Genomic DNA, 14,351 nt, shown 5'->3' on the forward strand with positions numbered 1-14,351 from the left:
GCTATTTCGCCGACAGCATCCAGTTGAGCGTCTCGCGCCAGTCGGTCATGCGGATCGGCGTGCCGTGGGTGCCGGTCTCGAAGCGGACGAAGCGTGTCGGATAGGCCTTGTTCTTGGCCAGGATCGAGCGGAAGAACGCCTCCTGCTTGTCGATCGGGAAAACAGGGTCCTTGCTGCCCTGGCCAAAGAACACCGGCACCTTGGCCTTGAAGGCCGGCGACTTGAGGAAGGCGTCGTCCCAGAGCGAGCCGAGCAGCATCAGGCCGCCCAGCTTCTTCGCCGCCTTGGCGTCGCGCGCCAGGCCCCAGCACAGCTGACCGCCCATCGAGCCGCAGGCGACGACGATCCTGGCAGCAGGCGATTGCGCCGCGTAGTGGTCGATCAGGGCCGCCACCCCGGAAACGCCTTTGTCGCCGAAATCGGAGAAGTCGGGCGACAGATAGAGCCCGCCATTGTCGGCCATCAGGTTCTTGATACGGTTGAAATTGCCGCCGAAGGTGAAGTCGTCGACACCCTGCTTGCGGCTGCCGCCTTGGCCGTGAAGATAGAGCACGATCAGCGAAGCGCCCTCGGTCTTGCCGACGGCGAAATGGCTGATATCGCCGGCATCGGTTTTCAACACCAGATCCTGCTGGACCTTGCGAACGCTGGTCGAGACGTATTTGCCCTGCGCCCGGCGCTCCGGCACCTCGTCGCGCTCGTTGATGTCGCGCATCTCTCGGTAGTCGACGACGCGGTACGCCTCGCCCTCGGAGGAGAGGATCGCCGGATAGGCGAAGAGCTCGTCCTTGTAGGGGGCTAGGGTTTGGGCATGGGCGGGAAAGGCGAATGTCGCGAGGGTGAGAGAAATGGCGAGCGAGCGCAGTTTATCCTTACTACGTCCCACAGCGCTCGACGTTACCCCCCTCTGTCCTGCCGGACATCTCCCCCACAAGGGGGGAGATTGGATGTCATCAACGCCTTCGCCCACTTGCAACGCTGCAAGCCTGGCGCCGCCGGTGCAACTGCTGATCTCCCCCCTTGAGGGGGGTGAGGAGTGATCGCCGAAGGCGACGAAAAGCCAACTGCTTGGCTTTTCGAACGACGAACGCGCGGAGCGCCAAGCCGGCAGGCCAGAGGGGGGCGCGAGGGAATGCAACGTTGAATCGACTGACATGACGTAGGGTTGGCTAACCGGCAGGCGCTTTGTCAACAGCCTCAATCCTGCAGCACCCCACCTGCCCCCGCCAGCGCCTCGGGCGTATCGACGTCGACCGCCGCCCCTGCCCCAATCTCGATGTCGATGACATCAACGCCTTCACTCTCGATCAGATGCCGGGCGCCGGTGTCGCCTTCGAGATGGGCGACGGCCGGGAACAGGGCGCGGGGCAGGATCACCGGGTTGCCGCGCTTGCCGTCATGGGTGGCACGGACGACGGCGCGGCCGCCTGCCCGCTCGAACGCTTCGATCAGCCGGTCGAGGTCCGCCGGCAGCACCTCGGGCATGTCGCCGAGAACGATCAGCGCGCCGGCGGCATCTTCGGGAAGCGCCAAAACGCCAGCCTTGAGCGAACTGGCGAGACCCGAGGCAAAGTCGGCGTTGTGGGCGGCAGGAATGTCGAGACCGGCGAGCGCATCGCCGATGCGCCCGGCCTGATGGCCTGTGACGACGACGGTGCTTTCGGCTTTCGAGCCAAGCACACGCTCGGCGGTGCGGCGCACCAGAGGCTTGCCCTGAAACAGCGCCAGAAGCTTGTTGGGCCCGCCCATGCGGCTGGAACGGCCGGCAGCGAGCAGCACGGCGTGCACCCTTGGGATGGGCGGAATGGCTGAAAGGTCGCGTGGCTGCGGCCGCGTCGGAATTTCCATCAGCAAACCGCCGACGCCCATGCCGGCAATGTCTGCCGCCGTCACGTCGAGCCCCGCCATCAGCCGGTCGAGCACCCAGTCGAAGCCATTTTCCTTGGGGCTACGGGCGCAGCCCGGCGCGCCGAGGACCGCGGTCTTGCCGATATGGCCGAGCACCAGCAGATTGCCGGGATCGACCGGCATGCCGGAGCGGACGACGGTGCCGCCGGCGGCACGGATGGCGGCCGGGATGACATCATCGAAGTCGGCCAGCGCCGAGGCGCCGAAGATGACGACCAGGTCGTTGTCGCGGGCGAGCTGCCTGGTGGCCTCGGCCACAGCGCCTACCTCATGCGCTGTGCGCCGCTCGGCAACGAGCCGACTGCCCGAACGCGCCAGCCGCTGCTCGGTCAGGCGCGCGGTCTTGTCGAGCACGCTTGCCTTCACGCTCGGCAGCACGGTCTGGATGACGCCGACGCGCTTCGCCACGAACGCATTGACGGCGAACATCTCGCCTTTGGCGCACAGCTCGGTCGCCTGCCGCACCAGATCGCCTGAAACGGCGAAGGGGATGATCTTCACCGTCGCGACCATCTGGTCTTTTTCGACGGTGGCGTGCTGGGCAAGCGTGGCGACTGTGATCGAAGGGTCGATGGCATTGATGGCATCGATCAGGCCGGCATCGACGGTGAAGACGCCGGCCTCTCGCGCATGCAGGTTGACCCGGCCGGTCGCCGCCGGCTTCACCTCGATATGGCGGTGCCGCATGCTTGCCGCGATCGCTTCGGCCGCCTGATCTTCGCCGAGATCGCCCGGCTCCAGCACGGCAACGACGATCTCGCTCAACCCCGAGGCTGCGAGGATCGTGACGTCCTCGGCGGCAAGGACATGGCCCTTGCGGTAGCGACGGTCACCGGCGCCGGTGGAATGGGCAAGCACAGCACCCTTGGCGTGGCCGACGGGGATAGCGCCGAATCTCACGCCGCCTCGCCTTTTGCCTTGGCGCCCAGCCCTCGCGCGTGGAACGCTGATATGACCTGCGCGAGAATGGCAACAGCGATCTCGGCCGGGTTGGACGCACCGATGTCGAGCCCGATCGGGGCGTTGATGCGCTCGATCTGCTCTGGCGTCACCCCCATCGCCAGCAGGCGCTCGACACGCCTGCCATGGGTCTTACGACTGCCGAGCGCGCCGACATAAAAACAGTCGGCGTCGAGCGCTGCCTTGAGCGGCCAGTCGTCGATCTTGGGATCGTGGGTGATGGCAGCGAGCGCGGCGTAGCGGTCGAGCGGACAATGCTTCAGCACGTCCTCGGGCCATTCGGCCTTGTGAATGACATCGGGGAAGCGCTCGTCGCTGGTGAATGCCGTGCGCGGGTCGATAATCTCCAGCGGAAAGCCGGCGATCTTGGCCATCGGCGCCAGCGCCTGGCTGATATGGACGGCGCCAATTACCACCAGCCGCGGCTGCGGCAGATGCACGTTGAGGAAGAAGCTGCGGCCCTCGGCCTCGACCAGGCCAGACAGGCCGTTGCGAAAAGCCTTGGCGATCGCCTGGCCGAGCTCGCCTGCGACGGCGTCGCCCTCCTTGACGACGCGGTCGCGGCCGTCGCCCGTGTCGGTGACGAGGATGGCGGCGCGGCGGGCGCGGCGCTCGGCATTCAAGGTTTTCAGGACATAAGGATCCATCGGTCAGCCCAATCGCTCGACATAAACCCTGATCTTGCCGCCGCAGGACAGGCCGACTTGCCACGCCGTCTCGTCGGCAACGCCGAATTCCAGCATCTTCGGCTTGCCGCTGCCGATGACATCAAGCGCCTCGGATATCACCGCCCCTTCGACGCAGCCGCCAGAAACGGAGCCGTGGAAGGTGCCTTCGGCGTCGATGACGAGATGACTACCGACGGGACGCGGCGCCGAGCCCCATGTCTCGACCACGGTGGCGATGGCGACGTCCTTGCCGTCCTTCATCCAGCCTTCGGCGATGATCAGCGGGTCGCGGGCGTCATCGAGAAACGTGCTTGGCATGGAAACCTCCCTTTGCGACCTTACGCCGCCCGGCGCTGGCCGTCGATCATCCACAATCTGGGGTCGGTGTCGCGCGACGCCGGCGCGCCGAGCGAGGCGCAGAGATCGCCGAGCGCGTTGAGATTGTGCACCGGGCGGAACTCGTCAACGTAGGGCAGCATGGCGCGAACGCCGCGTGCGCGGGCCTCGAAACCCTCGAAGCGCAGCAGCGGGTTGAGCCAGATCAGCCGGCGGCAGGATTTCTTGAGCCGCTCCATCTCCTCGGAAAGCCCTGACACATCGTCACGCTCGAGCCCGTCGGTGATCAGCAGCACCACGGCGCCCTGGCCCAGAACACGGCGCGACCAAAGCCGGTTGAACTCGCCTAACGTATCGCCGATGCGGGTGCCGCCGGACCAATCCTTGACCGCGGCGGAACAGTCGGCAAGGGCAGCGTCAGGATCGCGGTGCCGCATCTGCCGGGTCAGGTTGGTCAGCCTGGTGCCGAAGACGAAGGTGTGCACGCGCCTGCGCTTTTCGGTCAGCGCATGCAGGAAATGCAGGAAGATGCGGGTGTACTGGCTCATCGAGCCTGAGATGTCGGCAAGCACCACCAGCGGTGGGTGGACTTCGCGGACGGAGCGGAATTTCGGCAGGATCAACTGGCCGCCGGTGCGGGCGGCCGCCCGCAACATGGCGCGCGGATCGACCTTGGCGCCATGCGGGTCGGGCTTGAAACGGCGGGTGCGCACGGTGTCGAACGGCAGCCTGAGTGCTGCGATTTCGCGCCGCGCATCGGCGATCTCGCCCGCCGACATCTGGGCAAAATCCTTACCGCGCAGCATCTCGTTGCCCGACACGGTAAAGCGGGCATCGACCTCGATCTCGGGGATTTCGCGCGGCGGCTGGCTATTCTGATGGCCCTCGAACATCGCCTGGCTGACGCGGTTTTCGGCAGCGCGCGGCTTCTGCTTCTCGCGGCGATCGGGTGCCACAGGCGAAAACATCGCCAGCATCTTTTCGATCAGCTCGCGCGATTTCCAGAACAGCCGAAAGGCCTCGTCGAAGGTGGCGTGATCCTCGTGGCGGCTGACCAGCACGGCATGCAGCGTCCAGTAGAAATCGTCGCGCGAACCGATGCCCGCGGCGAGCACCGCCTCGATCGCGTCCATCACCGATGCCGGGCCGACGCGCATGCCGGCCTTGCGCAGCGCGCGGGCGAAATAGACGATGTTGTCGGCGATGCGGCCGTCGGGTGTTGCGCTGCTGGGCGTCATGTCACCGCACCTACTCAGCCGCAGCCAGCTCCGCCTTCACCTCGTTGAGGATGCGGCGGCCCTCGCCTTGCTCGATGCGTGCAATGTCGTCCTGGTATTTAAGCAGAACGCCGATGGTGTCGGAGATCGTCTCGGGATCGAGCGCGATCTTGTCGAGTTCGGTCAGCGCTGACGCCCAATCGATGGTCTCGGCAACACCGGGCACCTTGAACAGCTCGATCTCGCGCAGTTTCTGGATGAAGCGGACGACCTCCGAGGATAGCCGCCTGTTGGCCTGCGGCACTTTACGGCTGACGATTTCGAGCTCGCGCTCGGCATTGGGATAGTCGACCCAGTGATAGAGGCAGCGGCGCTTCAGCGCGTCGTGGATCTCGCGGGTGCGGTTGGTGGTGATGATGACGATCGGCGGTTCTTCCGCCCTGATCGTGCCGAGTTCTGGAACGGTGACCTGATAGTCGGAGAGGATTTCGAGCAAAAAGGCCTCGAAGGCCTCGTCGGTGCGGTCGAGTTCGTCGATGAGGAAGACGGGTGCCGCGCCTGCCTTGCCGGTCAAGGCGTCCAGCACCGGACGGCGGATCAGGTATTTTTCGGAGAAGACGTTCTTTTCCATGTCGGAGCGGTCGACCTTGCCGACGGCCTCCTCCATGCGGATTTCGATCATCTGCGCCGCATAGTTCCACTCGTAGACGGCGGAGGAAACGTCGAGGCCTTCGTAGCATTGCAGCCGGATCAGGCGACGCCCGAGCGCACTGGCCAGAACCTTGGCGATCTCGGTCTTGCCGACGCCGGCCTCGCCTTCGAGGAACAACGGCCGGTTCATGCGCAGGGACAAAAACAGCACCGTTGCCAGCGCCCGGTCGGCGACGTAATCCGCGCCGGCGAGCATCTTCAGCGTCTCGTCGATGGTCTGTGGAGCTGGACGAGGCGTGTCGGTCATGGCGTTTCCGGAGAAGCGGCCTACAGCACGTGGTAGCTGCGGCCGTGATAGATCAGCGGGCGAAGGTTATCGCCGATGCGCAGGCCTGTCACCTTGCCAAACATGACACGATGGGTGGCCAGTTCCTTGGCGTCGACAAGCTCGCAGTCGAACACGGCAACGGCGCCGATGAGGGCCGGCGCACCTGATGCCAGCACCTCCCACTCGCCAAGAGCAAAGCGCTGTTCGGGCGCGAGGCCGGTGACGCCGGAGAAGGCGACGGCCAGAGGCTCGTGCCTGGCGGCGAGTGTGTTGAGGGCGAAGTTGCCGTTCTTGACGAACAGGTCGTTGTTTGGGTTCTCGCGGTTGACGCAGACAAGCACCATCGGCGGATTGTCTGAAACCGAGCAGGCGGCGATGACGGTGGCACCACGTTTTCCCGCCGGACCGTCGGTGGTCACCAGATGCACCGCGCCGGCAAAATGGCTCATCGCGTCCCGGTAGGCCTGCGGCCCGACTTCAAACTTCTTCAACACCGGATTTTCCTGCAACGAGACATACCCGCTATATATGGCCGCGTTGTCCGGGTCACAAGCTGAGATGGCACAAGCACGTTGCACTCGGCCGGGCCAGGCAGTAGGTCAGGTAAACCGCCTAAACTTGGCCGTAGAGAGGATTTTTCGGAGCGAATGCGAGCCGCAACGGCCATCACCACCCTGCTTGCCGCCTCGCTTGCGGCGCTTGCCGCCCATGCCGAACCGGTGAAGGTCGGGCTGGCAGCACCATTGTCGGGCCCGTCGGCGATCCTTGGCGAGCAAGTCAAATCAGGCGCTGAGCTCGCTGCCACGCGCAACGATGCCTCGCTGGTGGTAACCGACGACGGCTGCACGGCCGAAGGCGGCGCCAAGGCGGCAAAGGGTTTTGTCGACGCCAAGGTTGCGGTTGCCACAGGCTTTCTCTGCACCGAGGCGGCCGAGGCCGCCCTGCCCGTGCTCAAGGCCGCCGGCATCCCTGTCATCACGGTCGGCGTGCGCACCGACAGCCTGACCGAGTTGCACGACAAGACCGGCTGGCTGGTGTTTCGCCTGGGGCCGCGCGGCGACGGCGAGCGCAACGCCGCGGCAACGATCCTGACGCGGCTCTGGAACGACGAGCTGTTTGCCATCGTCGACGACGGTACGATCTATGGCCGCGAACTGGCCGAGAGTTTTCGCGCCAGCGCCGAACAGGCCGGCCTGAAGCCGGTGTTCTTCGACACCTACAGGCCGCAGCTCGACAACCAGGTCGCGCTCATCGGCCGGCTGCGCAAGGCCGGCGCCACGCATGTGTTCGTCGGCGGTGATGGCGAAGACATCGCCGTGATGGGCCGCGACGCCGCTTCGCTCGGCGTCGACATCATTTTTGCCGGCGGCGAGACGCTGCGCGTCGCCGACCGCGCGGTGCCGCCTGCCACGGGCACGCTGATGATCGCGACACCTGAATGGTCCGATGTCGCCAAGCCTGAAGTGCGCGCGGCGTTCGAAGCGGCAAAGACTTTGACCGACGGCTATACCTTGCCCGGCTACGCCGCGGTGGAGGTTGCCGGTGCTGCGGCGCGGCTTGCCGCATCGAGCGGAAAGCCTGTCGTGGACGTGCTGGCGGGCCAGGACTTCGACAGCGCCATCGGCAAAATCCGTTTCGACGCCAAAGGCGACCTCGCGGAAAGCCCGTTTCGGCTGTTTCGTTTCGACGGAACCAACTACCTGCCTGCAGAGACTCAGTAATGCCGCCAGCACCCCTAAAAGCCGGACCGCTGAACCTGATCACCGACGTCGCCGGTCTGCGCGTCGGCAACGCCGGCGATGCAAAGTTGAAATCGGGCGTGACGGTGGTGGTCTGCGACACGCCCGCCACCGCTGCATGCCAGGTGCTGGGTGGTGCGCCGGGAACGCGCGAGACCGACCTGCTCGAAGCGCACAACACCGTCGAGACGATCAATGCGGTCGCACTCGCGGGCGGCTCGGCCTTTGGCCTCGATGCCGCGTCGGGCGTCCAGGCGGCGCTACGCGAAAAGGGCGTGGGCTTCGCCATGCGCGACAAGGTCATCCCGATCGTACCGGCGGCGATCCTGTTCGACATGCTGAATGGCGGCGACAAGGACTGGGGCCGCTATCCGCCCTACCGCGAGCTCGGCTATGACGCCGTGCAGGCCGCGGCGCGCGAATTCGCGCTGGGCACGGCGGGTGCCGGCACCGGCGCGCTGACCGCCGGCCTCAAGGGCGGGCTCGGCTCGGCCTCGACTGTCTTGCCCAATGGCGTGACCGTTGGCGCGCTCGTTGCGGTCAACGCCACGGGGTCGGTGACCGTCGGCCGCTCCAGGCACTTCTGGGCAGGACCGTTCGAGCTGGACGGCGAGTTCGGCGGGCTGGGTTTCCCATCACCGCTGCCCGCCGACGCTTCGCGCGTGTTCAAGAAATACGAGGAAGACAATAGCGCGGCCGCCAACACCACCATTGCCGTCATCGCCACCGACGCGGTGCTGAGCAAGGCTGCCGCCAAGCGGCTGGCGATCTCGGCGCATGACGGTTTCACCCGCGCCATCTGGCCGGTGCACACGCCTTTCGACGGCGACCTGGTGTTCGCACTCGCCACTGGCGCAAGTGGAATCGAGATCGGGCAGGCCGAGGTCATCGACTTCTTTGCCGCTGCCGCCTCGACAATGGCACGCGCGATTGCACGGGGCGTGCATGCGGCGACAGCTACGCCCGGCGACATCATGCAGGTGTGGACGGCGCGCAAAGGCTGAGCCAAAACCCTTTGATGTCTGTATGTTAGCGCCTTCGTTTGAAAAACCGATTCAACTGCAGAGAGGGGCCACTGCCATGAAAGTGATGAAGCTTCTTTGCCTCGCAGCCATGTCGCTGTGCACCGCCGTGCAGGTGGCCCCGGCGGGCGACGCCGCCGAACTCAACGTGCTCGGCTTCAGCGCCGACGGCAAGGTGTTTGCCTTCGAGGAATACGGCATCCAGGACGGTTCGGGCTTTGCTTATGCCAACCGCTTCTACATCGACACTTCGTCGGACAAGTTCCTGCCCGGCACGCCGGTGCGCGTGCAGATGGAAGACGAGAGCGTCGGCCTCGACGCGGCGCGCGCGGAAGCGCGCAAGCGTGGCGACAAGGTCGTCAAGGAAGATGAGCTCACCGCCAATCGCGGCCGCCTTGCCGGCTTCAACGCGGTGACCGAGACAAGTGCCGATCCGTTCAGCATGACGGTCAATCCACGCCCGGTGTTCCCGCCGATCGACCCGCAGCTGGAGTTCAAGCTCGAGGAGATTTCCTTCGGCGAGATCGAGCGCTGTGCCGGCATCGGCCCGGTCAAAGGCTTCAAGCTGGTTCGCGTCGGCGAAGGCGGCAAGACCGACGTGCTGCAGGAAGACAAGGATGTGCCGCAGAGCCGCGGCTGCCCGACCGGCTACCGCATCGGCGGCGTGCAGATCTTCTTCGGCGATGGCGGAACGCCTGCCTATGCCGTGCTGGTCACCGTCATCCGCCATGGTTTCGAGGGGCCGGATCACCGCTGGATCGCCGTGACGGGGCAGATGTGAGCGATACGATCGTCGCGGGCTCGGCCCGTTCCAAGAGTAGAGAACCGATGCGCATACGCCGCAAGCTGGGCCAGGCGCTGCCGTCGCTGCGGCTTGCCATTCTTGGCGCCGCCGTATGGGGCTTTGCGATGGGCGCCAGCGCGTTCCTGACGCTCCTGCTCGATCATTGGGAAACACCAGTGCGCGTCCGCGCGGTGGTGATGCTGTTCGCGCTCGGCGGCGCTGTCGCGTTCCCCATCGGCTGGACGCTGGCACGCCTGCTGTCTTGCCACCGCGGCCGCGAGACCGCATTCGCAGCGGCGTTCATATCGCTCGGCGTGGTGACGATCGGCCTGACCGCCCTGTTCTATGCGCTGCAGTACCGGGCCTATTATGCCGAATGGCATGCCGCGCCCTTCACCATCACCTGGGCGTTCCAGTTCGTCTTCACCGGGCTCGTCGCGCTGTACCAATTCGCGGTTCTGGGCCTGCGGCTCTATTTTCCCGGCGGTTTCGTCGCCCTTTTCGCCGCAGCAGCGTGGTTTGCCAGCCGTTCGCGTTGAGCATTGCGCCTACCTCTGTTAGGGGAGCCGCAACGAAACCACAGCTGGACGAGCCCCGCCATGATCCCTCGCTACTCCCGGCCCGAGATGGTCGCCATCTGGTCTCCCGAAACCCGGTTCCGGATCTGGTTCGAGATCGAGGCCCATGCCTGTGACGCACTGGCCGAAATCGGCGTCATCCCCAAGGAAGCGGCCAAGACGATCTGGGAAAAGGGTGGTGCCGCCCAGTTCGACGTCGAGAGCATCGACGAGATCGAACGCGTCACCAAGCATGACGTGATCGCCTTCCTGACGCATCTCGCCGAGTTCGTCGGCCCGGATTCGCGCTTCATCCACCAGGGCATGACCTCGTCCGACGTGCTCGACACCTGCCTTTCGGTGCAGCTGGTGCGCGCCACCGACATCCTGCTCGCCGACATCGACGCGCTGTTGGCCGCGCTCAAGCGCCGCGCCTTCGAGCACAAGGACACCGTCACCATCGGCCGCAGCCATGGCATCCATGCCGAGCCGACGACCTTCGGCGTCAAGCTGGCGCTGGCCTTCGCCGAATTCACCCGCTGCCGCGAGCGCCTGGTGCATGCCCGCGAGGACATCGCCACCTGCGCCATCTCGGGCGCGGTCGGCACCTTCGCCAACATCGACCCGCGCGTCGAGGAGCATGTCGCAGCCAAGCTCGGCCTGAAGCCCGAGCCGGTGTCGACGCAGGTGATCCCGCGCGACCGCCACGCCATGTTCTTTGCGACGCTCGGCGTGATTGCGTCTTCGATCGAACGCGTGGCCACCGAAATCCGCCACCTCCAGCGCACCGAGGTGCTGGAAGCGGAAGAGTATTTCTCGCCGGGCCAGAAGGGCTCGTCGGCAATGCCGCACAAGCGCAACCCCGTGCTGACCGAGAACCTGACCGGCCTCGCCCGCATGGTCCGCTCCTATGCGGCGCCGGCGATGGAGAACGTGGCGCTGTGGCATGAGCGCGACATCTCCCACTCGTCGGTCGAGCGCATGATCGGTCCGGATGCCACCGTCACCCTCGACTTCGCGCTGGCACGCCTGACCAACGTCATCGACAAGCTCGTCGTCTATCCCGACAACATGCTGAAGAACATGAACAAGTTCCGCGGCCTGGTGCACTCGCAGCGCGTGCTGCTGGCCCTCACGCAGGCCGGCGTTTCCCGCGAGGACGCCTACCGTCTGGTGCAGCGCAATGCCATGAAGGTGTGGGAAGAAGGCAAGGATTTCCTAGAAGAACTTCTGGCCGACAGGGAAGTGACCGCCGCCTTGCCGGAAGCGGAAATCCGTGAAAAGTTCGATCTCGGCTATCATACCAAGCACGTCGACACGATCTTCAGCCGCGTTTTTGGATAAGGATCTGCATGCGCCTGGCTGTCGTCTCTGACATCCACGGAAACATCCGCGCGCTGGAAGCCGTCCATGCGCGTATCAAGGACAGTTCCCCCGACCTGACGGTCAATCTGGGGGACTGTCTCTCCGGCCCGCTGTGGCCCGAGGAAACCGCGCAATACCTGATTGCGGAGAACTGGCCGACGGTACGCGGCAACCACGACCGGGCGCTGACTGATACGTCGGTGCCCGATCTGGAAAAGGTCGATGGCTTCACCCACCAATGCCTGTCCACGGCGTCACTTCAGTGGGTTTCGACGCTGCCGACAACCTTGCGCCTGCCGCCCGAAATCCTGCTTTGCCATGGCAGCCCCGCGGATGACGAGGTTTTCCTGCTTGAGGAAGACGGCGGCGACCACTTCTTTCCATCCAATGAAGCACAGATTGCCCAGAAGCTGGGCAAGACCGACGCCAAGCTGATCTTGTGCGGCCATACGCACACGCCGCGTGTCGTCCTGATATCCGGCCAGACAATTCTCAACCCCGGAAGCGTTGGCGTGCAGGCGTTCCCCGGGCTGACGGTGACCGGCAGCCCGCACGCGCGCTTTGCCATCGCCACCCTGGAGAAGGGCGAGTGGACCTTTGTCCACCATGTCGTCGCCTACGACTGGAGCGAGGCGGCGCAGCGCGCCGAGGCGTCTGGCTTCGCCAGCTGGAGCCATGGCCTGCTGACCGGCTATGCGGGAAAGCGGGCCTGAGGCACGCAGGCCGAAGCACACCCTGCCCTTATGCCGCGAAGGCGTCCATCAGGATGAAGGTGGGATCCTGACGCTGGTGCTTGTTGATCAGCGGCACCAGCCGCCTGAAATGCTCGGACGCGCAGTGGATGTCGAGCGCCGCACGATCGGGCCATTGCTCGATGAAGACGAAGTGGCCGGGATCCTTCTGATCGACGAACAGATCATAGGCGATGCAGAGCGGCTCAAGCTTGGTCTTTTCGACGAGCTCGGCATAGAGCGGTCGCACGATCTCGATGAACTCAGGCTTGATGAAATCCTGAGCTACGACTTTCAGCATGTTTGTCCAGGTCCTGCATGTTCAATGGCCGAACCGCCAGCTTGGCAGGTTCGGCCATTGGGTTAGCACAGGTCTTGGCCAGATGATGTCAGGATGCTCAGCCCGGCTGGCCGGGCACCGCGCGGATGACGGTGCCCCACGGGTCTTCGTAGGTCGCAGCAGCCTTGGCTTCAGCCGAGCGCATTTCGACCCAGGCGAGACCGGTCAGCGACGCGTCGCGCTTGCCGGCACCCGGGCTCTGCCAGGAATTGGCGCCGATATGGTGGTGATAGCCGCCCGAGGACAGGAAGACAGCGCTGTTGCCATATTCGGCCACGGTGTCGAAGCCGAACTGGCTGTGCCACCACTGGGCCGCCGCAGCGGGGTCGCCGACGCGCAGGTGGACATGGCCGACGATGCTGTTTTCGGGCGCGCCCTGCCAGCCGGCGTCGCCCTCGGGCACTTCTGCAACGATCGAGCCGATGTCCAGCTGGTTGGTCGCCATGGCGACCTGCGAGCCGTTCCACTTCCAGCCGTCATGCGAGCGGTCGGAATAGATCTCGATGCCGTTGCCTTCCGGGTCGGTCAGGTAGAGCGCCTCGCTGACCAGATGGTCGGAAGCGCCGTCGACGGGGATGCGCTTGTCGATGGCGTGCTTGATCCAGCGGCCGAGATCGGCGCGGCTGGGCAGCAGGAAAGCGGTGTGGAACAGGCCGGCGCTGCGCGGATCGTCGGGCTTCGCCGCCTGGTCGGCCTCGATTTCGAGAAGAGCGCGGCTGCCCGCGCCGAGCGTGATCGTCTCGCCGTCGCGCTTGAGCTCCTGCAGGCCGACGACGTCGCGGTAGAAACCGGCCAGCGCATTCGCATCGCGGGCCTTGAGGCCGACGCGGGAAACGCTGATCGGGGTCGTCGCGGCAAAGGGAATGTTGCTCATCCTGGGCTCCGTGTGGCCGGCCCGCACTCCCGCACCCAATGCGAGGAGTGCCGCGCTGCCAACCAGTTTGCGTCGTGTCAGTTCCAAAATCCACTCTCCGGCCAACACGGCTGTTTTTCTCCAGCCATAGATCGGCCGAGCGCATCGTTCACACAAGTCAGCAAAGACCGAACACGTCGTTCAACGTTTCGATATCAATTGGAAAATCGGGCGGATCGCCGGCGATGTTCGGTTGCGCTAGCCGTCTTGCACCGGCAAGATCGGATCGCTACATCCGCGACATGAAGGTAAAAGACGCCGATATCATCATCGTGCCCGGATACACCAATTCGGGGCCCGCCCATTGGCAGAGCCGCTGGGAGGAAAAGCTGTCGACCGCGCGCCGCGTCGAGCAGGACGAGTGGTCGAAGCCGGTCCGCGAGGACTGGACGACCAAGGTTGTCAACGCGGTGAACGCGGCCGAACGCCCGGTGGTGCTGGTTGCCCACTCGCTCGGCATTCCGACCGTGATCCACGCCATTCCAAGCTTCACGAAATTCGTCGCGGGCGGCTTCTTCGTGGCGCCGCCTGACGTGTCCAACCCGGCGATCAAGCCGAAGCACCTGATGACCTTCGGCCCCTACCCGCGCGATCCGCTGCCGTTTCCGTCGGTGGTCGTCGCCAGCCGTAACGACCCCTATTGCGCACTCGACGTCGCCGAGGACATCGCGGCGGCCTGGGGCTCGCTGTTCATCGATGCCGGCGATTCAGGCCACATCAATGCCGATTCAGGCCACGGACCGTGGCCTGAGGGATCGATGGTGTTCGCGCAGTTCCTGTCACGGCTGGAAGGCTAAGAGCCTCAAGACGGCGAGCGTCGTTCGCCAACCAA

General features: G+C 65.2%; 16 protein-coding genes. 7 read left to right on the forward strand and 9 right to left on the reverse strand.

All coding sequences use genetic code 11. The features are described 5' to 3' along the window. Nucleotide 1: 1 nt before the first annotated feature. The 7 genes from ACSQ3E_RS14050 to ACSQ3E_RS14080 form a co-directional block, all read right to left on the reverse strand. Entirely contained in the window at nt 2–865 is an 864-nt protein-coding gene (locus tag ACSQ3E_RS14050; protein ID WP_436123364.1) for an alpha/beta hydrolase family protein, read from the reverse strand. Between the two features lie 332 nt (nt 866–1,197). Further along, nucleotides 1,198–2,808, reverse strand: a complete 1,611-nt coding sequence (locus ACSQ3E_RS14055; RefSeq protein WP_436123151.1) for an NTP transferase domain-containing protein — start codon at nt 2,806–2,808, stop codon at nt 1,198–1,200. Further along, nucleotides 2,805–3,515 (reverse strand): XdhC family protein, encoded by a 711-nt coding sequence (locus ACSQ3E_RS14060; RefSeq protein WP_436123152.1) that lies wholly within the window; start codon nt 3,513–3,515, stop codon nt 2,805–2,807. Before ACSQ3E_RS14060 ends, ACSQ3E_RS14055 begins: the two co-directional genes overlap by 4 nt. A gap of 3 nt (nt 3,516–3,518) precedes the next feature. After that, entirely contained in the window at nt 3,519–3,854 is a 336-nt protein-coding gene (locus ACSQ3E_RS14065) for an XdhC family protein (protein ID WP_436123153.1), read from the reverse strand. A gap of 20 nt (nt 3,855–3,874) precedes the next feature. After that, complete coding sequence (locus ACSQ3E_RS14070) at nt 3,875–5,110, reverse strand: vWA domain-containing protein (protein ID WP_436123154.1); 1,236 nt, start codon at nt 5,108–5,110, stop codon at nt 3,875–3,877. 10 nt (nt 5,111–5,120) lie between these two features. Further along, nucleotides 5,121–6,047 carry an AAA family ATPase gene (locus tag ACSQ3E_RS14075; RefSeq protein ID WP_436123155.1) on the reverse strand — a complete coding sequence of 309 codons (927 nt, stop codon included), beginning with the start codon at nt 6,045–6,047 and terminating at the stop codon, nt 5,121–5,123. A 20-nt stretch (nt 6,048–6,067) separates the two neighbouring features. Then, nucleotides 6,068–6,562, reverse strand: a complete 495-nt coding sequence (locus ACSQ3E_RS14080) for a flavin reductase family protein (RefSeq protein ID WP_310327030.1) — start codon at nt 6,560–6,562, stop codon at nt 6,068–6,070. 153 nt (nt 6,563–6,715) lie between these two features. On the opposite strand from ACSQ3E_RS14080, the gene ACSQ3E_RS14085 reads away from it, so the two are divergent. The 6 genes from ACSQ3E_RS14085 (at nt 6,716) to ACSQ3E_RS14110 (ending at nt 12,248) form a co-directional block, all read left to right on the forward strand. Then, nucleotides 6,716–7,789, forward strand: a complete 1,074-nt coding sequence (locus ACSQ3E_RS14085; protein WP_436123156.1) for a branched-chain amino acid ABC transporter substrate-binding protein — start codon at nt 6,716–6,718, stop codon at nt 7,787–7,789. Further along, on the forward strand, nt 7,789–8,811 hold the full coding sequence (locus tag ACSQ3E_RS14090) for a P1 family peptidase (protein ID WP_436123157.1): 1,023 nt from the start codon (nt 7,789–7,791) through the stop codon (nt 8,809–8,811). Before ACSQ3E_RS14085 ends, ACSQ3E_RS14090 begins: the two co-directional genes overlap by 1 nt. Before the next feature lie 76 nt (nt 8,812–8,887). Next, nucleotides 8,888–9,610 (forward strand): DUF2259 domain-containing protein, encoded by a 723-nt coding sequence (locus tag ACSQ3E_RS14095; protein ID WP_436123158.1) that lies wholly within the window; start codon nt 8,888–8,890, stop codon nt 9,608–9,610. Between the two features lie 47 nt (nt 9,611–9,657). Further along, nucleotides 9,658–10,152 (forward strand): hypothetical protein, encoded by a 495-nt coding sequence (locus ACSQ3E_RS14100; protein ID WP_436123159.1) that lies wholly within the window; start codon nt 9,658–9,660, stop codon nt 10,150–10,152. 60 nt (nt 10,153–10,212) lie between these two features. Further along, nucleotides 10,213–11,514, forward strand: coding sequence for an adenylosuccinate lyase (gene purB / locus ACSQ3E_RS14105; RefSeq protein ID WP_436123160.1), 1,302 nt, complete (start codon nt 10,213–10,215; stop codon nt 11,512–11,514). Between the two features lie 8 nt (nt 11,515–11,522). Further along, entirely contained in the window at nt 11,523–12,248 is a 726-nt protein-coding gene (locus ACSQ3E_RS14110; protein ID WP_436123161.1) for a metallophosphoesterase family protein, read from the forward strand. Between the two features lie 28 nt (nt 12,249–12,276). Here ACSQ3E_RS14110 and ACSQ3E_RS14115 read toward each other — a convergent pair whose 3' ends face one another. Then, on the reverse strand, nt 12,277–12,567 hold the full coding sequence (locus ACSQ3E_RS14115) for a putative quinol monooxygenase (protein WP_436123162.1): 291 nt from the start codon (nt 12,565–12,567) through the stop codon (nt 12,277–12,279). A 97-nt stretch (nt 12,568–12,664) separates the two neighbouring features. Further along, the gene (locus tag ACSQ3E_RS14120) at nt 12,665–13,567 is read right to left on the reverse strand and encodes a VOC family protein (RefSeq protein ID WP_409014687.1); all 903 of its coding nucleotides are present in this window, start codon (nt 13,565–13,567) and stop codon (nt 12,665–12,667) included. 194 nt (nt 13,568–13,761) lie between these two features. Between ACSQ3E_RS14120 and ACSQ3E_RS14125 the strand changes: the two genes are divergently transcribed. Next, nucleotides 13,762–14,316, forward strand: a complete 555-nt coding sequence (locus tag ACSQ3E_RS14125; RefSeq protein ID WP_436123163.1) for an RBBP9/YdeN family alpha/beta hydrolase — start codon at nt 13,762–13,764, stop codon at nt 14,314–14,316. Nucleotides 14,317–14,351: the final 35 nt, after the last annotated feature.

This window comes from Aminobacter sp. LjRoot7, assembly GCF_964252895.1.
GTDB lineage: Bacteria > Pseudomonadota > Alphaproteobacteria > Rhizobiales > Rhizobiaceae > Aminobacter > Aminobacter aminovorans_B.